The following is a 24,097-nucleotide window of genomic DNA, read 5'->3' on the forward strand; positions in this document are numbered from 1 at the left end:
GTCACAGCCAGGCCTTGATGCGCGCGCACACGGCGGTTGTGGATATGCCGTAGCGGTCGTGCAAGGTGGGCAAGGCGCCGGCATCGAGGAAGGCGTCCGGCAGGGCGATCTGGCGGAAGGTGGGCGTTACGCCGTTGCGCAGCAGCACGCCGGCCACCGCCTCACCCAGGCCACCGATCTCCGAGTGGTTTTCAGCGGTCACCACCAGCCGCCCTGGTTTGCGCGCCTCGGCCAGGATGCTCGCGGTGTCCAGCGGCTTGATCGTGGGCACGTGCTGCACAGCCACGTCGATGCCGTCGGCCCGCAGTTGCTCGGCCGCTTCCAGCGCGCGCATGGTCATCAGCCCAGTGGAAATAATCAACACGTCGTTGCCGGTGCGCAGGGTTTTCGCCTTGCCGATCTCGAACTGGTAGCCGTATTCGTCCAGCACCAGCGGCACGTTGCCGCGCAGCAGGCGCATGTACACCGGGCCTTGATGCGCGGCGATGGCGGGCACGGCCTGCTCGATTTCCAGCGCATCGCAGGGGTCCACGATCATCAGGTTGGGCATGGCGCGGAAGACCGCCAGGTCGTCCGTGGCCTGATGGCTGGGGCCGTAGCCGGTCGTGAGCCCGGGCAGGCCGCAGACGATCTTCACGTTGAGGTTTTCTTCGGCGATGGCCATGCAGATGAAGTCATAGGCGCGCCGTGATGCGAACACCGCGTAGGTGGTGGCGAACGGCACGCAGCCTTCGCGGGCCATGCCGGCGGCGGCGCTCATCAACAGCTGCTCGGCCATGCCCATCTGATAGAAGCGGTCAGGATGCGCCTTGGCGAAAATGTGCAGGTCGGTGTATTTGGACAGGTCCGCCGACAACCCGACGATATCGCTGCGTTCGTCCGCCAGTGCGGCGAGGGCGTGGCCGAACGGCGCAGCGCGGGTGGCCTGGCCCTCGGCAGCGATCGAGGCAATCATCGCACTGGTGGTGAGGCGTTTGCCGGTGGAAGCCGGGGCTTTGAAGGTGCTCATACGGTTTTCTCCTGGTCCAGCAGCGCCAGCGCCTGGTCCCATTCATGTTCGTCCACGCGAATGAAATGTGTCTTTTCCCGGGCCTCCAGGAAGGGCACGCCTTTGCCCATGCGGGTATCGCAGATAATGACTCGTGGCTGAGCACCGCCGTGGGCACGCGCGGCATCGAAGGCGCCGACCAACGCATCCAGGTCATTGCCATCCACCCGTTGGGTGAACCAGCCGAAGGCCTGCCAGCGGTCGACGATGGGCTCGAAGGCGAGGACTTCGCTGGAATGGCCGTCGGCCTGCTGATTGTTCACGTCCACGATGGCGATGAGGTTGTTCAGCCGCCAGTGAGACGCCGACATCGCCGCTTCCCAGGTGGAGCCTTCGTTCAGTTCACCGTCGGACAGCAGGTTGTACACGAAGCTGTCCGAACCCTTGCGTTTGAGGCCCAGGCACGCCCCCACCGCGATGCCCAGCCCATGGCCCAGCGAGCCACCGGTGATCTCCATGCCAGGGGTGTAGGCGGCCATGCCTGACATCGGCAGGCGGCTGTCGTCGGCGCCGTAGGTTTCCAGCTCCTCCAGTGGGATGATTTCGGCCTCGATCAGCGCTGCGTACAAAGCGATAGCGTAGTGGCCGATGGACAGGTAAAAGCGGTCACGGCCTTCCCATTCAGGGTCATGGGGCTGGTAGCGCATGGCATGGAAGTACGCAACGGCCAGCAGGTCGGCGGCGCCCAGGGCCTGGCCAACGTACCCTTGGCCTTGCACCTGGCCCATGCGCAGGGCATGGCGGCGAATGTTGTGGGCGCGGTCACTCAGCGTAGGCGACAGGTTAGGTAAAGCGCTCATAAGGTGTCTCCAGTGGCTTAACGGTTGACCAGCGAGGCGGGTACGCGCAGCACCAGGCTGGCGCCGAAACACAGCACGCCGGTGATCAGGTACATGCCGATCGCGCTGGAGCCGGTGCTGGTGGTGATCCAGCCAATCAGGTAAGGCGAGCAGAAGCCGGCCAGGTTGGCGAAGCTGTTGACCGCGGCGATGCCGGCGGCGGCGGACACGCCCCCCAGCAAGGTGGTAGGCAGCATCCAAAACATTGACGAGGCGGACAGCACGCCCGCGGCGGCCAGGCACAGGCTGAGGATCGAAAGCAACACGTTGCTGCCCATCACTGCGGCCAAGGTGAGGCCCAGGGCACCGGCCAGCATTGGCACGATCAGGTGCCAGCGCCGCTCGCGGTGTTTGTCGCCGCTGCGCCCGGCCAGCAGCATCGCGGCGATGGCACACAGATACGGCAGGCTGGTGAGCAGGCCGATGTGCAGCGGGTCGGACACCCCGGCATTGCGCACCAGGGTAGGCAGCCAGAAAGTGATCGCGTACTGCCCCATCACCACGCAGAAGTAGATCCCGGCGAGCAACCACAGGCGGCGGTCACGGATGAACGCGGCGGGGGAGGCGTGGGTGACTTTTTTCTGCTCGTCTTCGGCCAGCTCACGGCTGATCAGGGCCTTTTCTTCGTCATCGAGCCATGTTGCTTGATGCACGCCGTCCTTGAGGTAGCTGAGCACCAATATTCCCACTAGCACCGTGGGCACTGCTTCGAGCGCAAACATCCATTGCCAGCCCGCCCACCCGTGCACGCCGGCAAAGTGGTTCATGATCCAGCCCGACAACGGCCCGCCGATCATCCCGGACAACGGAATGGCCACGAACCACAGCACGGTCATGCGCGCGCGGCGATAGGAGGGGAACCAATAGGTGAGGTACAGCAGCAGGCCAGGCGCCAGCCCCGCTTCGGCGACACCGAGGAAGAACCGCAGCGTATAGAACTGCCAAGCGGTGTCGACGAAGGCAAACAGCGCCGAAATGAGGTCCCAACTGATCATGATGCGGGCGATCCAGCGGCGCGCACCCACTTTGTGCAGGATGATGTTGCTGGGCACTTCGCAGAAAAAGTAGCCGATGAAGAACATGCCGGCGCCCAGTCCATACACCGTCTCGCTCAGGGCCAGGTCGTTCATCATTTGCAGCTTGGCGAAGCCCACGTTTACCCGGTCCAGGTAGGCGCACAGGTAGCACAGCATCAAAAAGGGCATCAGCCGCCAGGCGGTTTTGCGGTATGCGGACGAGCGAACGCTCGTGGCCGCTTCGAGGGTGAGGGTGGTCATGGGTCTGATCTCTTGTTGTTATCGCAGGCCAGGTGAATCACCTGGCGCATCGCTGATACAGAACCGCGGCGACTTCAGTGAATCAACATGCCACCGTTCACGTCCAGGGTAATGCCGGTGAGGTAAGCCGAGAGGTCGCTGGCCAGGAACAGCGCCGCGTTGGCCACGTCGTCCGCTGCGCCCAGGCGGCCCAGTGGGATGCCTTCGATAATGGCGTGGCGCCGTTCATCCTGCATCAGGCCACCGGTGATGTCGGTGTGGATCAACCCCGGCGCGATCGAGTTGACGCGGATCTGGGCCGGCCCGAACTCCCTTGCCATCGCCTTGGCAAGCCCCAGCACGCCCGCCTTGGCCGCGCTGTAGTGGGGGCCGCCGAAGATGCCGCCGCCGCGCTGGGCGGACACTGAAGACATGCACACGATGCTGCCGCCGCCTTGCTCGCGCATGGCGGGGATCACTGCCTGAGACATGAGCAGCGTGCCGCGCAGGCTCACGTCCAGCACCTTGTCGTAGTCGCTGCCGCTGATGTCCAGGGTTTTCAGTGGTTGAGTGATGCCGGCGTTGTTGATCAGTACGTCGATGCGCCCGAAGTGCTCGAGCACCTGAGCCACGGCACCTTGCGTAGCGGCTTCGTCTGCCACGTTGGCGCCCAGGCCCAGATGGCCTTCGCCCAGGGAGGCGGCGGCGTCGCGGGCGGCTGCGGCGTCCAGGTCGAGAATGGCAACGCGCGCGCCGTGCCGGGCGAAGGCGATAGCGGTGGCGCGGCCGATGCCGCGAGCGGAGGCGGCGCCAGTGATGATTGCAACCTTGCCTTGGAGAAGCATGAGAGCACCCTCTGATTGTTTTTGTAGGGTCGATCCGTTCGAATCGATGGGCTCAGCTTCCGCCTGCCGTCCAAGGCCAGCAAGGCAGGCCCGCTCACTCGGTGCTGAAAAAAATTCAGCACTCGCCATGGTTGCGCATCAATGCTTGAATGCGGGAGCCACGCGATACGCCGTCTCCACTACAAGAACATGACCATGCCTCTGCCAGACAACAGCTCCCTGACGCTGCCACCGCTGAAAGCCCTTCAAGCCTTCGAGCAGATTGCCCGCTTCGGCAACGTTGCGCGGGCGGCCGAAGTGCTCAACCTCACGCCTTCGGCGGTGAGCCATCAATTGGCGAACCTGGAAGCCCTGATCGGGCGACCGCTGTTCCTGCGTACCGCCCGGGGCGTAACGCTTACGCCGGTAGGTGAGCAGTACTTGCTGGATGTGTCCGGGCTGCTGCACAGCCTGACCGTTGCCACGGAGCGGGCCACCAGCGACCAGAGCCTGGATTGCCTGCGCCTGCATTCCTCGCCCAGCTTCGGCCTGCTGTGGCTGATGCCGCGGCTGGAGGCGTTTCGCCTGAGCCACCCGGACATCCAGCTCAACCTGTCGTGTTCGTATGAGTCGCTGCACTTCAGCCGCGACAAGATCGACCTGGACATCCGCCATGGGCTGCCCAATTGGCCCAGCTTCGAAGTGCGCACTGTGCCCCAGGAGCGGATCGCCGTGCTGGCGTCGCCCGGGCTGTTGGAGAAGTGGCCGGTGCGGCGGATGGGCGACCTGCTGAGCGCGCCGCTGATTCTCTCCGAGGCGACCCTGGTGAAATGGCCGCAGATGTTCGCCCAGCACGGCCTGGCCCGGCCGGAGCAACCTTACTCGTTGAGCTTCGACCGCTCCTACATGACGCTCGAAGCCGCCAGCCATGGGCTGGGTTTTGCGCTGGAGAGCACCTTGCTCGCCCAGGCCTACCTGGCCCGCGGCAGCCTGGTGGAAGTGGGCGAGGGGCTGAGTGCCGCCATCACCGCCCACCACCTGGTATTCCCCAGGGCCCACGCCAACTTCCCGAGGGTGCGGCGCTTTCTGGACTGGATGCAGGCCGAGCTGGGGCAGGGGTTTGTGTATTAGCCCGGGATTATTCGCAGGTTTCGCCTACTCCTTGTATGTCTCCCACAGCGCAGAGGCCTCAAACCAGCGAATACACCAGCGCCGAAATGGACACCAGGCCGATCACCACCACGAACACGTTGGACCACTGGCCAGCGTATTGGCGCAGGGCGGGTACCCGGCGCACGGCGTACATCGGCATCAGGAACAGGATGGCCGCGATCACCGGGCCGCCGAGGGTTTCAATCATGCCCAGGATGCTTGGGTTCAGGGTTGCCACCGCCCAGCACACCACCGCCATGGCTACCGCCACCATGCGATCCCGGCCCTTGCTGGCGCCGCGCCCGCGCTTGGCCAGCAGCCCATGCAGGCCTTCGCTGGCGCCGATGTAATGGCCGAGGAATGATTTGGCGATCGCTACCACCGCGATAATGGGCGCGGCAAAGGCGATGGTCGGGTTGCTGAAGTGGTTGGCCAGGTACGAGAGGATCGACAGGTTCTGCGCCTTGGCTTCCGCCAGTTGCTCGGGGGACAGCACCAGCACGCAACTGAACACGAAGAACATCACCGTCACTACCATCAAGGCGTGAGCGCGGGCCAGCACCCGGCTGCAGCGCGGTTCGGCGGCATCACCCCAGGCCCGTTTGCGGTCCACTGCAAAGGCCGAAATGATCGGCGAGTGGTTGAACGAAAACACCATCACAGGAATGGCCAGCCACAGGGTATGCACCAGGGAGGCGGCAGGCGGAACGTTGCCGGCAGTGGCCAGGATGCCCCCGGTCCAGTGGGGCACCAGGAACAGCCCCAGCAACACCAGCGCGGCAATGAACGGGTACACCAGCAGGCTCATCACCTTCACGATGGCCGCCTCGCCGCAGCGAACCACGATCATCAGCCCAACGATCAGCAAGGCGGCCAGCACCGCGCGAGGGGGCGGCGTGACGTGCAATTGGTGCTCGAGAAAGCTGCCCACGGTGTTGGTCAGGGCCACGCTGTAGATCAGCAGGATGGGGAAGATCGCGAAGAAATACAGCAGCGTGATCAGCGTTCCGGCTTTCTTGCCGAAGTGCTCTTCCACCACGCCGGTGATGTCGGCGCCATCACGCCCCGACAGCACGAAACGGGTAAGCCCGCGGTGCGCGTAATACGTCATGGGGAAGGCCAGCAGCGCCAGGATCAGCAGCGGCCAGAACCCGCCGACACCGGCGTTGATAGGCAGAAACAGCGTACCGGCGCCGATGGCGGTGCCGAACAGGCCCAGCATCCAGGTGGTTTCGTCTCGGCCCCAGCGCGCTTGAACGGCGGGGGTGGCTTGGGTGGCAGTGGCCTGCTGAGTCATTCGGGGTCTCCGTTAGCAAGGCTTCAAGCACGGCCGCAAACCGCTGCAACAGCAGGGCGGCCCATAAAAAAAGCCGCGATTGTGTAACGTTTGGTTAATCTTGCAAAGCCTGAATGCGCCAGGCGGGCGTCAGGCGCCGTGGTTGCAGGCCTTGTGGGGAGCCTCTACGAAGGCCTACCCTTGGCAACCCGACCCCTGCAAAGGCGCCGACATGGACCTGTCTACCTGGGCGCTGTTCGTGCCCGCCTGCTTCGCCCTGAACCTGGCCCCAGGCCCCAATAACCTGTTGTCGGTACATAACGCGACCCACTATGGCTTTAGCCGTGCCTGCTGGGCCGGCGTGGGTCGGTTGGTAGCATTCGCAGGCATGATCGGGCTGGCTTCAGTGGGCCTGGCGGCGGTGATCCAGGCCTCCGCCACGCTGTTCATGCTGGTGAAAATGGTGGGCGCGGCGTATCTGCTCTACCTCGCTTGGCAGATGTGGAACAGCGGGGCTGGGATCGAGACCGGAGGCGCTGCCGTCAACACTCCTACCGCCTGGCGGCTGGCACGGCAGGAGTTTCTGGTCGCGGCAGGCAACCCAAAAGCCATACTAATTTTCACCGCCTTCCTGCCTCAGTTCGTCAGCGCCGGGCAGCCGTTCGCGGCGCAGTTCGTGCAACTGGGCGCAGCGTTTCTGCTGTTGGAATGGGTCGCCATCGCGCTCTATGCCTGTGCCGGGGTGCACCTGCGCCAATTGCTGAAGCGGCCTTCGGCCCAGGCGATGTTCAGCCGCTGCTGTGCGTCGCTGCTGGCACTGGCCGGGGCGGCGTTACTGCTGGGCCGTAAAGCCCCGGCCTGACGACTGGCGCCGCGATGAGCTGGCTAAGGTGGCAATTAGTATTACTATATGGTCATTCCGGGCGCCGCCCGGTACGTCGGCACCCACAATAACAAGAGGTGTTCCATGGCCATACCTGCTGCCGCGCCCCAAGCGGCCGACCCCCGTTCACTTGAAGATGCCCTGTATCGCAAGGTGAACTGGCGCATCGTTCCGCTCTTTATCCTTTGTTTCCTCTTCGCCTACCTGGACCGTGTGAACATCAGCTTCGCCAAGCTGGAAATGCAAAGCGACCTGGGCTTCAGCGACACCGTGTACGGCTTGGGCGCCAGTTTGTTCTTCGTGGGTTACTTTCTGTTCGAGGTGCCGAGCAACGTGCTGCTGCACAAGATCGGCGCAAGGGTGTGGATTGCCCGCATCATGGTCACCTGGGGCATCACCTCGGCCTGCATGATGTTTGTGCAGAGCGAGTTCTGGTTCTACACCTTGCGCTTTCTCATCGGGGTGATGGAGGCCGGGTTCGTACCGGGGGTGCTGTATTACTTCACTCAGTGGTACCCCAGCAGCCGCCGTGGGCGGGTGAATGGTTATTTCAAAAGCTCGATCTGCCTGTGCGGGATCGTCGGCGGGCCGTTGGCAGGGTTGATCCTCGGCCATATGGACGGCGCCATGGGCATGGCAGGCTGGAAGTGGCTGTTCCTGCTAGAGGGCGTGCCCTCGATTTTGCTGGGTGGCGTGGTGTTCTGGCTGCTGAGCGACCGTATCGAAGACGCACCCTGGCTCACTGTGGAAGAAAAACGCCTGCTTGCCCAGCGCATGGCCGAAGACGTGAAACCGGCTGGCAAACCCTCCATGGCCAGCCTGCTGCGCTTGCCCACTACCTATGTGATGAGCGCGATCTACCTTTGCCTGGTAATGGCCCTTACCGGGTTGCTGTTCTGGATGCCGCAGCTGATCCGTAGCGCTGGCGTAACCGACACCTTGCACATCGGCTGGCTGACCATGGTGCCGTACCTGGTGGCGGTGGTGGTGAACCTGCTGATGGGCTACAGCTCGGACCGCAGTGGCGAGCGGCGCTGGCACATGGCGACCTGTGCCTTGCTGTGCGCCGGCGGCTACCTGTTGTGCGCAATCACCGCGGGGCAACTGCTGCCGCTGATGGTGGGGTTGAGCCTGATCATGGCGGGCATCATTGCCTGGATGCCCATTTTCTGGACGATACCGCCGCGTTTCCTTAGCGGTGTGGCCGCGGCGGCGGGTATCGCCCTGATCAATTCCCTGGGCCAGCTGGGCGGGATCATCGCACCGTTCATGATCGGCCGTGTGCGCGACCTCACCGGCGCGGCAACCCCGGCGCTGTACCTGCTCAGTGTCATCAGCCTGGTAGCGGTGGCATTGATCCTGTGGGGCGTGCCCAAGGTGTACTACAGCGCCGAGGCCCAGCCTGAGGCGGAACCCGACGCTTCAGCCGCGTTGCCTCAGGGGGTGGTTTCGATCTCGCGCCGGTAAGCGTAGGTGTCGGCGAAGCGCGACAGCAGGAACTCGGCGCAGGTGGTGGCCGGGTAGCGCGGCGGATTGCTTGCGCTCTGGCAGCCGGGCAGGCACTCGATGGCGGTATCGGGGTGCGGCTCGGCGAAGAACGGCATGGCGTAGCGGTCCACGCCCAGCGGGCTGATCACCCGGTGGGGCGTGGAGAGGTACAGCGCGTTGCTCCAGCGCGCCATCATGTCGCCCAGGTTCACCACGAACGTGCCCTCGATCGGGGGTGCGTCAATCCATTCACCATTCACATTGCGCACCTGCAGGCCGCCAGCGTTGTCCTGATAAAGCAGGGTGATGCAGCCGTAGTCGGTATGGGCGCCGGCCCCTTGCTGCTCGGCAGAGGTGGCGGTATGGCGCGGTGGATAGTGGATCATCCGGAACACGCTCACCGGCTGGGTGAAGCGCTGGTCGAAGAAGTCCTCGGGCACCCCCAGTGCTGGCGTCATCGCCCGCAGCAGCGTTTGCGCCAGCGCCTGCATATCGAGGTAATGCTGCTCCATCAACGCTTCCCAGCCCGGCAGCGCGGGGTGGCGGTTCGGCCCGCGCAGAGGTTTCTCAGCCAGCACGTCGGGATGATCGGCCGGCAGGTGCAGGCCCATGTCGAAGGTTTCCTTCAAGTCGCTGGGCAAGGCAGGGTCCAGCTGTTCGGTGGCAATGGCGCCGTAGCCGCGGTGGTGGCGGGTCTGGGTGATGTCGATGCGCAGTTTGTCTTCGAGGGGCAGGGCGAAGAAGGTCTTCGCGGCCTGGGTCAGCGTTTCGATGCGGGCGGCACTGATGGGGTGGCCCTTGATGTAGAAGAAGCCCCACTCGCGGCAGGCGCGGTCGATGGCGGCCGATACCTGGGCAATGGCATGCGGATCTTGCTGGTACAGCGGGGCGATGTCGATGATCGGAAGGGTGTTCATGCGGGTTGTCCTGAAAGCACCAATGGGCGGCCGCCCTTATTACAGGCGGCCGCGCGGGCAGCGTTATTTCGGCAGTTGCGCGGTCAGGCCTTCAACGTAGTAGTTCATCGAGGCGAGGTCAGCAATGCTGGCGCTGCTGCCCGCCGGGATTTTCTCTGCCCCGGCCTGGTCCTTGATCGGCCCGGTGAACGGCTTGAATTCACCGCTCTTGATGCTGGCGATCAATTGCTCGGCCTCGGTTTTCACGTCGGCGGGCACCACGTCGCTGATCGGCAGCTCTACGGTTCCGTCGGCCAGGCCACCCCAGAAGTCCTGGGATTTCCAGGTGCCGTCGATCACTGCCTGAGTCGTCTGGATATAGTGCGGCGCCCAGTTGTTGACGATGGAGGTCAGTACGGCCTTGGGGCCGAAGTGGGCCATGTCCGACGCATAACCTACTGCGTACACCCCACGGCGCTCGGCAGTCTGGATAGGGGCGGGGCTGTCCGTGTGCTGGAAGATCACGTCCGCGCCCTGGTCGATCAGCGCGTTGGCCGCATCCGATTCCTTGCCCGGGTCGAACCAGGAGTTCACCCACACCACTTTCAGTTCAGTGCCAGGGTTGTACTTGTTCAGGGCCAGCTGAATGGCATTGATGTCGCGGATCACCTCAGGGATCGGGAACGAGGCCACATAGCCGATCTTCTTGGTTTTGGTCATCTTCGCCGCCAGGAAGCCACCCACGTAGCGGCCCTCGTAGGTGCGGGCCAGGTACGTGCCCAGGTTCTTGTCCTGCTTGTAGCCGGTGGCATGCTCGAAGATCACCTTGGGGAATTGCTTGGCCACTTTCACGGTAGGGTTCATGTAGCCGAACGAGGTGGTGAACACCAGGTCGTACTTGTCCTTGGCCATGTCACGGATTACCCGCTCGGCGTCGGCCCCCTCGGCTACGTTTTCAACGAAATTGGTAGTGATCTTGTCGCCCATCTGCGCTTGCAGCGCCTTGCGCCCCTGTTCGTGCTGGTAGGTCCAGCCATGGTCCCCGATGGGCCCCACGTACACAAAGCCCACCTTCAACGGCGCCGCGCTGGCGGCCAGGGTCAGCGTGGCGGCCATGGCAGCGGCCACAGCGGTGAACAACTTCTTCAAAGGGCGTTTTTGCACAGTTACAAGCTCCGTCTCGGGGTAGTGTTGTTATCAGGTGTCAGCTGCCAGGGAGAATGCAAAAAGCTGACCAAGGGGACAGGAGAGGCTGCGTATCAGGTACCGTTTACCAACACCCGTGCCGCCTGGCGGTGATCGGCCATCAGGCCTGACACGTCCAGGCCTTCGATCTGGCCCCCGATAACCCGCCACTGGCCGCCCACCATTACCCGGTCGGCACGGTCGGCGCCGCACAGCAGCAGCGCGGCGACCGGGTCATGGCTGCCGGAAAAGCGCAGGTCATCAAGCTTGAGCAGCGCCAGGTCTGCCTGCTTGCCCGGCGCCAGTTCGCCGATGTCCGTGCGCCCTAACAGTGCTGCCGAGCCGCGTGTGGCCCAACCCAGTGCCAGCTCAGGCGTAATGCGCTCGGCGCCATAGCGCAAGCGTTGCAGGTACAGCGCCTGCCGGGCTTCAAGCATCAGGTTGGAGCCGTCGTTGGAGGCCGAGCCGTCTACGCCCAGGCCGACGGTGGCGCCAGCGGCCTCCAGTTCAAGCGTTGGGCAAATGCCCGAAGCCAGGCGCATGTTGGAGGTCGGGCAGTGGCAAATACCTACGCCCGCGGCGCCCAGGCGGGTGATTTCCTCTGGGTTGAAATGGATGCCGTGCGCCAGCCAGGTCCGTGGGCCCAGCCAGCCTACGCTGTCGAGGTAGTCCACGGTGCGCAGGCCGAACCGCTGGATGCAGAACGCTTCTTCGTCGAGGGTTTCGGCCAGGTGCGTATGCAGCCGCACATCGAGGCGCTGCGCCATGTCTGCGCTGGCCCGCATGATTTCCGGGGTGACCGAAAACGGCGAACAGGGCGCCAGGGCGATCTGCACCTGGGCACCGTCGCCACGTTCATGGTAGCGCTCGATCAGCCGCTGGCTGTCCGCCAAAATCGCCTCGCCCTGCTGCACCGTCTGCTGCGGCGGCAGCCCGCCGTCCGCCTGGCCCAGGCTCATGGAGCCGCGGGTGAGCATGGCGCGCATTCCAAGCTCGCGCACCGCCTCGACCTGCACGTCGATCGCTTCTTCAAGGCCATTGGGGAACAGGTAGTGGTGGTCGGCCGCGGTGGTGCAGCCCGACAGCAACAGCTCGGCCAGCGCTACTTTGCTCGCCAGTGCCAGCTGCGCCGGGGTCAGCCGCGCCCATACGGGATAAAGGGTTTGCAGCCAGGGGAACAATGGCTGGTTCACCACCGGCCCCCACGCGCGGGTGAGGGTTTGATAGAAGTGGTGGTGGGTGTTGATCAGCCCTGGCAGCAGCACGTGCTCGCGGGCATCGAATACCTGCTCACAGGGCAGGGCAGGGTGTTCGCCTGCGGCGAGCAGCTGTTCGATCACGCCGTTGGCGATCACCAGGCCACCTTCGGCGCTCAGGTTGTTGCCGGTAAACACGGCGAGGGGGTTTTTCAACCAGGTACGAATAGCAGGCATGGTGGCCGGCTCCTCTGAAGTGAATGTGAGGGAAGCCAGCTCAGTGTTGCCCTGTCTGCTGATCCAGGGGCGCCTGCCGGTGAGGGCAGGCGCAGGGGGCGTACTCTACGGGTTCAGTGCCCGGGTTGCCAAGGCTGCCCTAGCGAAACCGGCGCATACAGGCGTGTGCGCAGGCCATCGCGGGACAGCAACACTAGCACCACGATGGTCGCCACATACGGCAGCATTGCCAGCAGATTGGAGGGGATGTTCAGCCCCACACCCTGCGCCACCAGGTGAAGGATGCTGGCGAGGCCGAACAGGTAGGCGCCCAACAACAGGCGGCCCACTCGCCAGCTGGCGAACACCACCAGGGCCAGGGCGATCCAGCCGCGGCCGGCGCTCATGTTCTCCGCCCACATGGGGGTATAGGCCAGCGACAGGTAGCTGCCAGCCAGCCCGGCCATGGCGCCGCCGAACAGCACTGCGAGGGTGCGCACGCGCAGCACTGGCAGGCCCATGGCGCTGGCGGCGTCGGGGTTCTCGCCCACAGCCTGGATGATCAACCCAAGGCGGCTTTTGAGCAGCACCCAGGCCACTAATGCGAACAGCGCGAAGGACAGGTACACCAGCAGGTCCTGGCCGAACAGCATGCGGCCCACCACGGGCAGCTCACTGAGCCAAGGCAGGGCGATGGGCTCGAAACCACTGAGCGGCTTGCCCACCCAGGCCGCGCCGACGAAGGTGGACAGCCCCACGCCGAAGATGGTCAGCGCCAGCCCGGTGGCCACCTGGTTCGCGTTGAACGCCAACGCCACCAAGGCAAACAGCGAGGACAGCAACACCCCCGCCAGCATCGCCATCAGCACGCCCAGCCACAGGTTGCCGGTGCTGTAGGCCGCAATGAACCCCACCACGGCGCCGAACAGCATCATGCCTTCCTGGCCCAGGTTGAGTACCCCGGTTTTCTCGCACACCAGTTCCCCCAGCGCCACCAGCAACAGCGGCGTACCGGTGCGTACCATGGCGTAAAACACATTGCTCAGCAGGTCGATATCCATCAGGCGGCTCCAGCGGTAACGACAGCCGCGCGGCGGCGGGCCCAGCGCAGGTTCAGGCGGGGGCGATACAGGATCAGTACGTCGCTGGCCAGCAGGAAGAACAGCATCATCCCCTGGAACAGCTGAGTGATCGCCTGCGGCAGGTTGAGGCTCATTTGCGCGCTCTCTCCGCCCAGGTACAGCAGCGCCATCAGCGCGCTGGCAAACACAATCCCCACTGGGTGCAGGCGCCCCAGGAAGGCGACAGTAATGGCGGCGTAGCCATACCCGGGGCTTACTTGTGGGACCAATTGGCCAATGGGCCCGGTCACTTCGCACACCCCCGCCAGGCCCGCAAGGCCGCCGCTGAGCAGCAGCACCAGCCACACCAGGCGTTTTTCCCGAAAGCCCACCGAGGCAGCGGCACGCCCGTCCAGGCCGAGCACCTTGATCTGGAAACCCAGGAAGCTGCGTTGCAGCAACACCCATACGGCCACCAATGCGAGCAGGGCGAAGTATGCGCCGGCGTGGGCGCGGCCGTCCTCGAACAGCACCGGCAAGCGGGTGGCGTCGGAGAACATGGCCGATTCCGGGAAGTTGAACCCGGCAGGGTCCTTCAGCGGGCCGTGCACGCCATATAGCAACAGGTTGAGCGCCACATAGTTGAGCATGATGCTGGTGAGGATCTCGTTGGCGTTGAACCGTGTGCGCAACCAGGCGGTGAGGCCGGCCCAGAGGGCACCGCCGAGCATGCCTGTGGCCAGCACCAGCACCAGTGCCCAGCGGCTTTGTACGTCGAGGATGTGCACCGCCACTGCGCTGCCGGCCAAGGCGCCGATCAGCAACTGGCCCTCGGCGCCGATGTTCCAGATCCGTGCCTGGTACGCGACCGCCAGGCCCAACGCGCATAGCAGGATGGGCGTGGCCTTGACCAGCAGTTCGGACACTCCGTACAGGTCACTGACCGGGTCGATCAACAAGGTATGCAAGGTGATCAAAGGGTCTTGCCCGAGGGCCATGAACAGCAGCGAGCCGCTGGCCAGGGTAAGTACCGCCGCCAGCACGGGCGACAGCCACAGCATGGCGCGGGACTGTTGGCCGCGGGGTTCGAGGGAAAGCAGCATGACAGGCTCCGTTATGCGGGCATTGCCGGTGAAAGGGGAGAATCGTTCGCGGGCGCCATGGCCTCGAAACGGCCAGCCATCCAGCCGCCCAGTTCCACCGGGGTGGTCTCTGTGGTTGGCTTCAATGTACTGAGGCGCCCGGCACTGAGTGCGCCGAGGCGGTCGCAGATCTGGAACAGCTCGTCCAGGTCTTCGGAAATCACCAGGATCGCCGCGCCGGCATCGCGCAAGGCGATCAAGGCACGGTGAATAGTTGCCGCCGCCCCCACATCCACGCCCCACGTGGGGTGCGCTGCCACCAGCAGGCGGGGCTGTTGAAGGATTTCCCGGCCAAGGATGAATTTCTGCAGGTTGCCGCCCGACAAGCTTCGTGCCGCAGCATGCGTTCCTGCGCTTTTCACCCCGAAGCGCTCGATGATGGTTTCGGCCAGTTGCACAACCCTGCCGCGCTGGATCAGCCCTTTGCTTACCAGCCCTTGGCCGAAGGCGGTGAGCAGGGCGTTGTCTGCCAGGCTCATGTCGGGTACCGCGCCATGGCCCAGGCGCTCGGCGGGTACAAAGCCTAATCCCAGGGCCCTACGGGCATCCGGGCGCAGGTCGCCCACAGGCTTGCCGGCAAACTGCACGCATGCGCTATCGGCCGTGGCGAGGGTGCGTTCGCCGCTGAGCAAGGCCAGCAGTTCGTCCTGGCCATTGCCGGCCACGCCGGCGATACCGACGATTTCCCCGCGGCGTACGGCAAGGTCCACTGCTTTCAGTGAGCAGCCAAACGGATCGGGGTTGTGCCACGAGAGTTGCTGCACGTTGAGAAAATCGACGCCGCCCGTGGCCTTCGCGTATTCGGTTTCCAGCCCTTCGGCATCGCCGACCATCATCCGCGCCAGCGCCAGGTCGCTGCTCTCGTTGGGCACGCACTGGCCTGACACCCGGCCAGCCCGCAACACCGTGGCGCTGTGACACAAGGCGCGGACTTCCCCCAGCTTATGGCTGATGAACAGAATGCTGCAGCCTTCGGCCGCCAGGCGCCGAAGGGTCACGAACAGGTCCTCCGCTTCTTGCGGGGTAAGCACAGAAGTGGGCTCATCGAGAATCAGCAGGCGGATGTCTTGCATCAGGCAACGAATGATCTCGACCCGCTGGCGTTCGCCGATGGACAGGCTGTGCACCAGCCGCTCTGGGGCCAGGCTCATGCCGTAGCGGGCGGACACCTCACGGATGCGCGGCTCCAGTTGCTTTGGCGTTTGCCCGGGCCCCATGGCCAAGGCGATGTTCTGGGCTACGGTGAGGGTTTCGAACAGTGAGAAGTGTTGGAACACCATGCCGATGCCCAAGGAGCGTGCCTGGGCGGGGTTACGCATGCGCACTCGCTCGCCTTCCCAGAGGATCTCGCCGCTGTCTGGCTGGGTGACCCCATAGATGATCTTCATCAGGGTACTTTTACCCGCGCCGTTTTCGCCCAGCAAGGCGTGGATTTCCCCGGCGTCGATACGCAGGTCGATGACGTCGTTGGCAAGGCAGCCCGGGTAGCGCTTGGTGATCTGGCGCAGATGCAGGCGCGGGCTTGCGGTGGTAGAAGGCATGGCAGGCTCGTTCAGGGTGGCTGGCCCTGATAAAGCAATTAGCTGGCCAACAGGTCAGGTTTTGCTCGCATGGCCCATGCATGGCTAGTAAGCGCGGTGGGCCTGGAGGGGCGGAGCATGAGCGGGCGCCGAAGTGGTGCGGGGTAAGCTTGTGCCGAACTGGATTGAGGCATGGAGCGTTAGTCCATTCCCAGGCTATCGCCGGCCATCCGGCGCTAGCTTGGGAATAAATGTCATGCCACAGCCATATCCATCATCGCCGCATACGCCTGTAGGTGGTGATCATCGTCGCCGAACTGGTGGCTGAGCATCACCAGGCGCTTGGCGTGGTGGGCAAGCACATACTCCCAGGTCATGCCAATCCCGCCATGGGACTGGATCGCCTGCTCAGCGATGAACCGCCCGGCGCGGCTGCAGATGAACTTGGCGTTGGCGAGGGTACGGGAGCGTTCGAGGCTGTCGGGTTCGTCGGCCACGCAGGCGGCCAGAATGGCCATGGAGGTAGCCTGCTGTAGCTCGGTGTGCATGTCCACCATGCGGTGCTGCAACACCTGAAACTTGCCAATGGGCACGCCAAACTGTTTGCGGGTTTTGAGGTAGTCCAGGGTCAGCGCACAGGCTGCCTGCATGCTCCCCAACGCCTCAGCGCACTGAGCGGCGATGGCGCGGCCCTGTTGATAGCGCAATGCATCGAACGCCTGGCCCACTTCCCCCAGTACCGCGCTGGCCGGCACCACGGCGCCATCAAGGAACAGCTCGCAGGCACGCGGGCCGTCCACGGTAGGGTAGTCGCGGCGGCGTACGCCGGCTGTATCGGGCGCCAGCACAAACAGGCTGATGCCGATTTCATCTCCAACTTCGCCGTGGGTGCGGGCACTGACGAGGATGGCATCGGCGCTATGGCCTGCGATCACTGCCACCTTGCGCCCGCTCAGCCGATAACCTTCGGGCACGGCCTCGGCGCGGGTTTCCACATGGTTCAGGCAATAGTGGCTGTGAGGCTCCTCGAGGGCCACGGCCAGCTGCGTCTCGGCGCTCGCCACCGGCCCCAACCAGCGAGCCTGTTGCTCCGCCGTTCCCAGCTGAGCCAGCAGCCCGCCGGCGAACACCACTGAATGCAGGTAGGGCTCCAGGCACAAGCCGCGGCCGAGTTCGGTCATGATCAGCATGAGGTCGACACTGCTGCCGCCCATGCCACCCGCGTTTTCGTCGAAGGGCACTGCGGTGAGGCCAAGCTCGCCTAACTGCGCCCAGAACTCACGCGAATAGCCCAGTGCAGTGGCGGCATGGGCCTGGCGGGCCTCGAAGGTGTATTGATCGCGCACCAGCCGCGCGGCGGTGTCTTGCAGCATCTGCTGCTCTTGGCTGAGGTTGAAGTCCATGGCCCGCCCCTTAGAGTTCGAGAATCATTTTGGTGACGATGTTTTTCTGGATCTCGTTGGACCCGCCGAAGATCGACAGCTTGCGCAGGTTGAAATACTCGCTGGCCAGCGGTGCGCTGTCCTCCATATAAAGTGGCTGTTCGTCGTTCAGCACCATCTCTTCCTCTACCAGTGGCAGGGCATAGGGGCCGATGGCTTTGCGTAACAGGTGGGAAATCGCCTGGCGGATCTCGGTGCCCTTTACCTTGAGGATCGAGCTCTCGCTACCCGGCACGCCGCCATTGCTGGCCGCTGCGCAGATGCGCAAGGTGCTGACCTCGATGGCCCGCAGTTGCATCTCCACGTCTGCGACCTGGGCACGGAACAGCGGGTCTTCGAGCAAGGGCTTGCCGCCGCTTTGCGCCTGGGCCGCCACTTTTTTGAGTTGGCGCAGGGCCGCCTTTGACGTACCGATGCCGGCCAGCCCGGTGCGTTCATGGGTGAGCAGGTACTTGGCGCAGGTCCAGCCCTGGTTTTCTTCACCTACCAGGTTGGCTACCGGCACCCGCACATTGTCGAAGAACACTTCGTTGACTTCGTGCTCGCCGTCCAGGGTGATGATCGGCCGTACGGTGATGCCCGGCGTGGCCATGTCGATCAGCAGGAAAGAAATGCCACGCTGCGGCTGGGCCTGGGCATCGGTGCGCACCAGGCAGAAAATCCAGTTGGCGTACTGCCCAAGGGTGGTCCAGGTTTTCTGGCCATTGACGATGTAGTGGTCGCCCTCGCGCACGGCGCGGGTTTTCAGGTTGGCAAGGTCCGAGCCGGCGCCGGGCTCCGAGTAGCCCTGGCACCACCAGTGCTCGCCCGAGAGTATGCGCGGCAGGTAGAAATCCTTCTGCGCCTGGGTGCCAAAGCGGATGATCACCGGGGCCACCATGTTCACCCCGAACGGGACTATCCGAGGCGCGCCGGCCGCCGCGCAGGCTTCGTCGAAAATGTGCTTCTGGATCGGGTCCCAGCCGGTGCCGCCCAGTTCGGCCGGCCAACTGTTGGCCAGCCACCCCCTGGCGGCGAGGATGGCGTGCCAGGCTTGCATGTCTGCCTTGGCCAAGCGTTTGCCCAGCAATACCTTGCGGGCAATAGGCGCTGGCAATCGCTCGGCCAGAAACGCCTCTACCTCTCGGCGAAACTGCTGTTGTGGCTCGGTGTAATGAATGTCCATGTCTACCCCGTGTGGTCAGGCAATTTCGAACAGGCCCGCGGCACCCATGCCGCCGGCGATGCACATGGTGACGACGACATAGCGCGCGCCGCGCCGCCGCCCTTCGAGCAGGGCATGGCCGACCATTCGAGCGCCGGTCATGCCATAGGGATGGCCGATGGCAATGGAGCCGCCATTCACGTTCAGCTTTGAAGGGTCGATGCCCAGGCGGTCGCGGCAATAGATCACCTGGGAGGCGAACGCCTCGTTCAGCTCCCACAGATCAATGTCGTTCACGGTCAGGCCGTGGCGCTTGAGCAGTTTGGGCACGGCATACACCGGGCCGATGCCCATTTCGTCCGGCTCGCAGCCGGCCACCGCAAAGCCTCGCACAATGCCCAGCGGGGCAAGGTTCTGTTGTGCGGCAACGCGGCTGTCCATCAGCAGGCAGGCGCTGGCGCCGTCCGAGAGCTGGCTTGCGTTGCCGGCAGTGACGAACTGATCGGCGCCGCGCACCGGCGCCAGCGCGGCCAAGGCCTCCAGGGTGGTGGATGCACGGCTGCATTCATCCTGGGTGAGGGTCACCGCTTCTTCTCGCGTTTCTCCACTGGCCTTGTCGGTCACTTGGCGCACGCTGGCCAGCGGCACGATCTCGGCATCGAAGCGCCCGGCCTGCTGAGCGGCGGCCGTGCGCTGCTGGCTGAGCAGGGCGTATTCGTCCTGGGCCTGGCGGCTGATGCCGTATCGCTGGGCGACGATGTCCGCGGTGTCGATCATGGGCAGCCAGAGGTCGGGCTTCAACTGATACAAGCCGGCCTCCTGTATCCCGTTCGGATTCAGGGTGGGCTGTACCAGGCTGATGGATTCCACCCCGCCCGCGATCATGGCGGCCACTCCTTCGGCCCGAATGTAATAGGCAGCCTGGGCGATCGCTTGCAGGCCCGACCCGCAAAAGCGGTTCACAGTGGCGCCGCCCACGCTCAACGGCAACCCGGCGCGCACGGCCGCCAATCGGGCGATGTTCTTGCCGGTGGCGCCCTCGGGCAGGCCGCAGCCCAGCACACAGTCTTCGACCACGGCAGGGTCCAGGTCTACGCGGCTCAGCGCATGGCTGACCACATGGCCAGCCAGCACGGCGCCGTGGGTGTTATTGAACGCGCCGCGGAACGCCTTGCCGATAGCAGTGCGGGCGGTTGACACGATAACGGCGTCGTTCATGCGCTGGCCCCCTTGCCGGTAAAGGTGCCGCCTTCGCGGGCCAGCCGCTGCAGCAGTGGCGCGGGCTCCCACCAGGCGCCAAGCTCGCGGTGGAAGGCTTCGATGCGTTCCATTACGGTACCCAGGCCTAACGTGTCCGCATAGAACATCGGGCCGCCGCGAAATGCCGGGAAGCCATAGCCGTTGAGGTAGATCAGGTCGATGTCGCTGGCGCGCAGGGCGATGCCTTCGTCCAGCAGCTTCGCGCCCTCGTTCACCAAGGCCAGGAGGGTTCGGTCCAGGATGTATTCATCGCTCAAGGCGCGCCGCTCCACGCCTTGCTGGCGGGAAGCGGCTTGGAGCAATGCGGGCAGCTCAGGGTTAGGCAGGGGCGTGCGGGCGCCGGCTTCGTAGCGGTAGAAGCCACAGCCGGTTTTTTGCCCCAGCATGCCTTTTTCGAACAGCAGGTCCAGCAGGCAAGGCAGCGGGTAGTTCGGGGGCAGTTGCTGGCGCTGGCGGTTACGGATCGCCATGCCGATGTCCAGCCCCGACAGGTCACGCATGGCGAACGGCCCCATGGCCATGCCAAAGCTGCGCAGTGCTGCGTCCACCTGTTCGGGGGTGGCACCTTCCTCGAGCAGGAACTCCGCCTCGCGCCCGTACTGGAACAGCATGCGGTTGCCCACGAAGCCATCGCACACACCCACCACGGCGCTTACCTTTTTCAGCCGCTTGCCCAACGCCAGACCGGTGGCCAACGCTTCGGCTGACGTGCGGGCACCACGTACCACCTCAAGCAGGCGCATCACGTTGGCGGGGCTGAAGAAGTGAAGGCCGATCACGTCCTCCGGCCGGCGCGTGGCGGTGGCGATTTCGTTCAGGTCCAGGGAGGACGTATTGGAGGCGAGGAGGGCGCCGGGCTTGCACACGGCGTCCAGCGTTTCGAACACTCGATGCTTCACCGCCATGTCCTCGAACACCGCTTCAACCACGACGTCGACTTCGGCCAGGGCAGCGTAATCGGTAACGCCTTCGATCAAGCCCAGGCGCTGCTCCATATCGATGGGGCTGAGGCTGCCGCGCTTCACGCTGGCGGCGTAGGTGTCGCGTGCACGTTGCAAGGCGCGTGCAAGCGCTGTTTCATCCACTTCCAGCAACTTCACCGGCAGGCCTGCGTTGGCGAAGCACAGCGCAATCCCGACGCCCATGGTGCCACCGCCCACCACGGCAGCGTGCTCAACGGAGCGGGGGCGTGTGTCCGCGGTAACGCCCGGCACCTTGCTGGCTTCTCGCTCCGCGAAGAAGGCGTGCACCAACCCGGCCCGTTGCGGAGACTGCAGGCATTCCATGAACAGCTCACGCTCGCGTTTCAACCCCTCGGCCAAAGGCAGCCGAATCGAGGCTTGCACCGCCATCACACAGCGCAACGGGGAATACAGGCCGGGAAAGCGCTTTTCTACGCTGACCTTCTGTTCCGAGAAGTACGCCTGCGGGTCATTGCCCTCCAGGGCTGCGGTGCGTTCACCGGTGCGGCGCACCCCACCTCCCTGGGTGAGAAGTTCAAGGGCATAGGCCGTACCCGCTTGAAGGGCATCACCCTCATAAAGGGTATCGACCAAGCCAGCGGCCAAAGCTGCCTCACCGGTGATGGGAGCGCCGCTGACGATCATGTCCAGCGCCTTAGGCACACCGACTACACGGGGTAGCCGCTGGGTACCACCGGCACCCGGCAACAGCCCCAGCTTTACTTCGGGCAGGCCCAGCGATGTACCGGTTGTCGCGATGCGGTAGTGCGCGCCCAATGCCAGCTCCAACCCGCCACCGAGGGCGCTGCCATGCAGCACCGCGATCACCGGCTTGCTGAAGGCCTCCACGGCAGCGATCACGTCGGGTAGGGCGGGGGCCATGGGCGGCGCGCTGAATTCCTTGATGTCGGCACCGGCGCAGAACAATCGGCCAGTGCCCAGCAACAGCAGCGCATCGAGGCCCGAGGCCTGCGCTGCTTGCTCGAGCGCTGCCATCAGGCCAGCACGGAGCGGCTGGCTGAGTGCGTTAACCGGGGGGTTGTCGAGGGTGATCCACCCCAGGTTGCCTGACTGCTGGAATCGCACTTGCGCCGCCATGCCGCACCTCCTGTTGTTTTTTTGCAACCCTAGACCGCTGCGCAAAACAATCACACCGCTATTCACTGGGTTTATGGGGTACCCAATCGGGGAAGGCATGTAGCTGTGCCCGCCCGTCGCCCCCCACGCCACTTCCCGCCGCGCACACTCAACCTTTGCCAACCGCAGCCGTAACACCGTCCAGACACCCCTTGTTCTGGAGCCCCCTATGGCCCTTTTACCTACGCGTATCGCCGGGCGCATGACCTTCGGCATTCTGGCACTGCTGGCGCTCACCGCACTGGCGATCTACGCGGTGATGGCCATCGGCGGCAAGCCGAGGCTGATCGCAGCTGGCACCGAGGCGGCGGAGCAGTCCGCGAGCGCCATCACCCGGCAGCTGGCGTTGCAGCTCAACCGTATCGAAGGGACCACCGCCGCAGTGGCGCACCTGGCCCAGAGCCTTCCCCACGATGAAGCATTGGTGAAGGCCAACCTGCCGGGCGTGATCGACAGCCAGGGTGACCGTGCCATCGCCGGTGGCGGCCTGTGGCCAGAGCCTAATGCCTTTACCCCGGGTATAGAGCGGCGCAGTTTCTTCTGGGCGCGCAATGCCAGTAACGGCCTGGACTATTCCGAGGAGTACAACGGCGCGCAGGCGGCCCCGTACCATGCCGAAGCCTGGTACACCGGCGCACGCACGGCGCCTGGTGGCCGCTGTGTATGGTCCGACGCGTATCAGGACCCGATCAGCGGCGTGGCCATGACCACTTGCAGCGTGCCGTACCAGGCCAATGGTGCGTTTGCCGGCGTTGCCACCGTGGACTTGAAGCTGGACGGCCTGGCCGACTTCCTTAAGGCCAAGGGCAACGTGACGGGTGGCTACGCCTTTGCGGTGGACCAAAGCGGCAACGTGCTGTTCTTCCCCGAGGCCAAGGGTGATAAAGGCAGCCTGCCGACGATGGCCAACCTGGCCAAGGCCATGCCTTGGCTGCAACCGGTAGCGGCGAGCCTCGGCAACAAGAATACCGCCCCTGCAACCTTGTACCTGGACGAAGACGGCCGCTTGGGCGGGCCGGCCTACGTTACCTTGGAAATCATGGAAAGCACGGGCTGGCGCATTGGCCTGGTCACACCGCAAGCGCGGGTAGTGGGGTTGGCCAATGAACTCACTCAACAAATGATGTTGTTCCTGCTGCCCTTGCTGGGCCTGTTGCTGGGCCTGGCCTGGTTCGCCGGCAAGCGGCTGCTGTCGCAACTGGAAGAAACCACCGCGCAGATCGCTCGCCTCGGCGAAGGTGGGCAGGGTGACACCGAGCTGGACATCCGCCGGGCCGACGAAATCGGCGCCCTGCGCGCGGCGGTGAACCGCTATGCGGGCTCGCTGCGCGACATGCTCAAGCGGATCGCCGATGAATCGGTATCGCTGGAGGCTCAGGCCAACGCGCTCGCCCACTTGTCCAGCGGGCTGGCCGAGCGGGCCGAAGCGCAGCGCGAAGACAACACCCTGCTGGCTGCGGCGGTGACTGAAATGTCCGCCAGTGCCAGCGAAGTGGCGCGCAATACCAGTGACTGCTCGGAAACTGCCCGCCGCTCGCTGCTGGACGCCCAGGACGGGCAGACGCAGGTACACCGCAACAGCCAGTCGATCGAGGCGCTGGCCGGCGACATCAATGGTGCGGCAGGGGCGATCACCCGGCTTGGTACCGACATCGAGCGTGTAGGTAGTGTGCTGGACGTGATCAAGTCCATCTCGGAGCAAACCAACCTGCTGGCGCTCAATGCCGCTATCGAAGCCGCGCGTGCCGGGGAGCAGGGCCGAGGGTTCGCCGTGGTGGCGGACGAAGTACGCACCCTGGCAGGCCGTACGCAAACGTCGGCCAACGAGATCCAGGAGATGATCACCCAGCTGCGCCAGGCTTCCACGGTGGCGGTGACCACCATGCAGAACGGTGCCGAGCGCACCCGTGAAGCGGTGCATCAGGCCAGTGGTGTGTCGGGTACCTTGGGCACCACGGTGAGCAGCTTCGACGACATCGTGCAGCGGGCCCAGCAGATTGCCGTGGCGGCGCAGCAGCAAAGCCATGTGACCCATGAGATCAACGAACTGGCCGTGCGGATTCACACAGCCAGTGAGGAGGGCGCCCGCGATGCCAGTGCCCTGCGCGAGCTGGGGCAAGGCATGCAGGCGATCTCCAGCCGGCTGGGCGGGCTCAGCCGAGGGAAGTAG

General features: G+C 64.6%; 19 protein-coding genes and 1 pseudogene. 5 read left to right on the forward strand and 15 right to left on the reverse strand.

The window, feature by feature from the left end; all coding sequences use genetic code 11:
• Position 1: 1 nt before the first annotated feature.
• The 4 genes from LG385_RS07895 to LG385_RS07910 all read right to left on the reverse strand — a co-directional run bounded on the left by LG385_RS07895 (position 2) and on the right by LG385_RS07910 (position 3,988).
• Complete coding sequence (locus tag LG385_RS07895) at positions 2-1,009, reverse strand: transketolase family protein (protein WP_225773801.1); 1,008 nt, start codon at positions 1,007-1,009, stop codon at positions 2-4.
• Positions 1,006-1,848: a transketolase gene (locus LG385_RS07900; RefSeq protein WP_225773802.1), complete on the reverse strand. Its 843-nt coding sequence runs from the start codon at positions 1,846-1,848 to the stop codon at positions 1,006-1,008. Before LG385_RS07900 ends, LG385_RS07895 begins: the two co-directional genes overlap by 4 nt.
• 17 nt (positions 1,849-1,865) lie before the next feature.
• The gene (locus tag LG385_RS07905; RefSeq protein ID WP_225773803.1) at positions 1,866-3,164 is read right to left on the reverse strand and encodes an MFS transporter; all 1,299 of its coding nucleotides are present in this window, start codon (positions 3,162-3,164) and stop codon (positions 1,866-1,868) included.
• Between the two features lie 74 nt (positions 3,165-3,238).
• Entirely contained in the window at positions 3,239-3,988 is a 750-nt protein-coding gene (locus LG385_RS07910) for an SDR family NAD(P)-dependent oxidoreductase (protein ID WP_225773804.1), read from the reverse strand.
• 195 nt (positions 3,989-4,183) lie between these two features.
• Here LG385_RS07910 and LG385_RS07915 point away from each other — a divergent pair, with 195 nt between their 5' ends.
• A complete protein-coding gene (locus LG385_RS07915; protein WP_181117960.1) occupies positions 4,184-5,098 on the forward strand; it encodes a LysR substrate-binding domain-containing protein in 915 nt (304 codons plus the stop codon).
• A 58-nt stretch (positions 5,099-5,156) separates the two neighbouring features.
• On the opposite strand, the gene LG385_RS07920 is transcribed toward LG385_RS07915, so the two are convergent.
• Positions 5,157-6,416 (reverse strand): aromatic amino acid transport family protein, encoded by a 1,260-nt coding sequence (locus LG385_RS07920; protein WP_225773805.1) that lies wholly within the window; start codon positions 6,414-6,416, stop codon positions 5,157-5,159.
• Between the two features lie 211 nt (positions 6,417-6,627).
• On the opposite strand from LG385_RS07920, the gene LG385_RS07925 reads away from it, so the two are divergent.
• Positions 6,628-7,257 carry a LysE family translocator gene (locus tag LG385_RS07925; protein WP_225773806.1) on the forward strand — a complete coding sequence of 210 codons (630 nt, stop codon included), beginning with the start codon at positions 6,628-6,630 and terminating at the stop codon, positions 7,255-7,257.
• A gap of 105 nt (positions 7,258-7,362) precedes the next feature.
• Positions 7,363-8,745: an MFS transporter gene (locus tag LG385_RS07930; protein WP_225773807.1), complete on the forward strand. Its 1,383-nt coding sequence runs from the start codon at positions 7,363-7,365 to the stop codon at positions 8,743-8,745.
• Here the strand turns inward: LG385_RS07930 and LG385_RS07935 are convergent.
• The 10 genes from LG385_RS07935 to LG385_RS07980 form a co-directional block, all read right to left on the reverse strand.
• A complete protein-coding gene (locus tag LG385_RS07935) occupies positions 8,715-9,683 on the reverse strand; it encodes a 2-oxoglutarate and iron-dependent oxygenase domain-containing protein (protein ID WP_225773808.1) in 969 nt (322 codons plus the stop codon). The two genes, LG385_RS07930 and LG385_RS07935, sit on opposite strands and share 31 nt — an antisense overlap.
• A gap of 63 nt (positions 9,684-9,746) precedes the next feature.
• Positions 9,747-10,778, reverse strand: a complete 1,032-nt coding sequence (locus tag LG385_RS07940) for a BMP family ABC transporter substrate-binding protein (RefSeq protein WP_219854598.1) — start codon at positions 10,776-10,778, stop codon at positions 9,747-9,749.
• A gap of 143 nt (positions 10,779-10,921) precedes the next feature.
• Entirely contained in the window at positions 10,922-12,280 is a 1,359-nt protein-coding gene (locus LG385_RS07945; protein WP_225773809.1) for an 8-oxoguanine deaminase, read from the reverse strand.
• A gap of 113 nt (positions 12,281-12,393) precedes the next feature.
• On the reverse strand, positions 12,394-13,320 hold the full coding sequence (locus LG385_RS07950; RefSeq protein ID WP_181117953.1) for an ABC transporter permease: 927 nt from the start codon (positions 13,318-13,320) through the stop codon (positions 12,394-12,396).
• A complete protein-coding gene (locus LG385_RS07955) occupies positions 13,320-14,423 on the reverse strand; it encodes an ABC transporter permease (protein ID WP_181121231.1) in 1,104 nt (367 codons plus the stop codon). The genes LG385_RS07950 and LG385_RS07955 overlap by 1 nt, the downstream gene beginning before the upstream one ends.
• An 11-nt stretch (positions 14,424-14,434) precedes the next feature.
• Positions 14,435-16,003 (reverse strand): ABC transporter ATP-binding protein, encoded by a 1,569-nt coding sequence (locus LG385_RS07960; protein ID WP_225773810.1) that lies wholly within the window; start codon positions 16,001-16,003, stop codon positions 14,435-14,437.
• Positions 16,004-16,236: 233 nt separating this feature from the next.
• Positions 16,237-17,385, reverse strand: coding sequence for an acyl-CoA dehydrogenase family protein (locus tag LG385_RS07965; protein WP_225773811.1), 1,149 nt, complete (start codon positions 17,383-17,385; stop codon positions 16,237-16,239).
• A 10-nt stretch (positions 17,386-17,395) separates the two neighbouring features.
• Complete coding sequence (locus tag LG385_RS07970) at positions 17,396-18,589, reverse strand: acyl-CoA dehydrogenase family protein (RefSeq protein WP_225773812.1); 1,194 nt, start codon at positions 18,587-18,589, stop codon at positions 17,396-17,398.
• 15 nt (positions 18,590-18,604) lie between these two features.
• Complete coding sequence (locus LG385_RS07975; protein WP_225773813.1) at positions 18,605-19,786, reverse strand: acetyl-CoA C-acyltransferase; 1,182 nt, start codon at positions 19,784-19,786, stop codon at positions 18,605-18,607.
• Positions 19,783-21,888, reverse strand: a complete 2,106-nt coding sequence (locus LG385_RS07980; protein ID WP_225773814.1) for a 3-hydroxyacyl-CoA dehydrogenase NAD-binding domain-containing protein — start codon at positions 21,886-21,888, stop codon at positions 19,783-19,785. Before LG385_RS07980 ends, LG385_RS07975 begins: the two co-directional genes overlap by 4 nt.
• A 298-nt stretch (positions 21,889-22,186) precedes the next feature.
• On the opposite strand from LG385_RS07980, the pseudogene LG385_RS25660 reads away from it, so the two are divergent.
• Positions 22,187-23,248 (forward strand): annotated as a pseudogene (locus tag LG385_RS25660) (cache domain-containing protein); the annotation flags it as partial.
• 12 nt (positions 23,249-23,260) lie between these two features.
• A complete protein-coding gene (locus tag LG385_RS25665; protein WP_413247363.1) occupies positions 23,261-24,097 on the forward strand; it encodes a methyl-accepting chemotaxis protein in 837 nt (278 codons plus the stop codon).

It is taken from the genome of Pseudomonas sp. Marseille-Q5115, assembly GCF_916618905.1.
GTDB classification, from domain to species: Bacteria; Pseudomonadota; Gammaproteobacteria; order Pseudomonadales; family Pseudomonadaceae; genus Aquipseudomonas; species Aquipseudomonas japonica_A.

Excerpts from the sequence above, each read along its gene's own strand:
- LG385_RS07895 (WP_225773801.1), bottom strand. The coding sequence starts at position 1,009 with ATGAGCACCTTCAAAGCCCCGGCTTCCACCGGCAAACGCCTCACCACC.
- LG385_RS07900 (WP_225773802.1), bottom strand. The coding sequence starts at position 1,848 with ATGAGCGCTTTACCTAACCTGTCGCCTACGCTGAGTGACCGCGCCCAC.
- LG385_RS07905 (WP_225773803.1), bottom strand. The coding sequence starts at position 3,164 with ATGACCACCCTCACCCTCGAAGCGGCCACGAGCGTTCGCTCGTCCGCA.
- LG385_RS07910 (WP_225773804.1), bottom strand. The coding sequence starts at position 3,988 with ATGCTTCTCCAAGGCAAGGTTGCAATCATCACTGGCGCCGCCTCCGCT.
- LG385_RS07915 (WP_181117960.1), top strand. The coding sequence starts at position 4,184 with ATGCCTCTGCCAGACAACAGCTCCCTGACGCTGCCACCGCTGAAAGCC.
- LG385_RS07920 (WP_225773805.1), bottom strand. The coding sequence starts at position 6,416 with ATGACTCAGCAGGCCACTGCCACCCAAGCCACCCCCGCCGTTCAAGCG.
- LG385_RS07925 (WP_225773806.1), top strand. The coding sequence starts at position 6,628 with ATGGACCTGTCTACCTGGGCGCTGTTCGTGCCCGCCTGCTTCGCCCTG.
- LG385_RS07930 (WP_225773807.1), top strand. The coding sequence starts at position 7,363 with ATGGCCATACCTGCTGCCGCGCCCCAAGCGGCCGACCCCCGTTCACTT.
- LG385_RS07935 (WP_225773808.1), bottom strand. The coding sequence starts at position 9,683 with ATGAACACCCTTCCGATCATCGACATCGCCCCGCTGTACCAGCAAGAT.
- LG385_RS07940 (WP_219854598.1), bottom strand. The coding sequence starts at position 10,778 with ATGGCCGCCACGCTGACCCTGGCCGCCAGCGCGGCGCCGTTGAAGGTG.
- LG385_RS07945 (WP_225773809.1), bottom strand. The coding sequence starts at position 12,280 with ATGCCTGCTATTCGTACCTGGTTGAAAAACCCCCTCGCCGTGTTTACC.
- LG385_RS07950 (WP_181117953.1), bottom strand. The coding sequence starts at position 13,320 with ATGGATATCGACCTGCTGAGCAATGTGTTTTACGCCATGGTACGCACC.
- LG385_RS07955 (WP_181121231.1), bottom strand. The coding sequence starts at position 14,423 with ATGCTGCTTTCCCTCGAACCCCGCGGCCAACAGTCCCGCGCCATGCTG.
- LG385_RS07960 (WP_225773810.1), bottom strand. The coding sequence starts at position 16,003 with ATGCCTTCTACCACCGCAAGCCCGCGCCTGCATCTGCGCCAGATCACC.
- LG385_RS07965 (WP_225773811.1), bottom strand. The coding sequence starts at position 17,385 with ATGGACTTCAACCTCAGCCAAGAGCAGCAGATGCTGCAAGACACCGCC.
- LG385_RS07970 (WP_225773812.1), bottom strand. The coding sequence starts at position 18,589 with ATGGACATTCATTACACCGAGCCACAACAGCAGTTTCGCCGAGAGGTA.
- LG385_RS07975 (WP_225773813.1), bottom strand. The coding sequence starts at position 19,786 with ATGAACGACGCCGTTATCGTGTCAACCGCCCGCACTGCTATCGGCAAG.
- LG385_RS07980 (WP_225773814.1), bottom strand. The coding sequence starts at position 21,888 with ATGGCGGCGCAAGTGCGATTCCAGCAGTCAGGCAACCTGGGGTGGATC.
- LG385_RS25665 (WP_413247363.1), top strand. The coding sequence starts at position 23,261 with ATGCTCAAGCGGATCGCCGATGAATCGGTATCGCTGGAGGCTCAGGCC.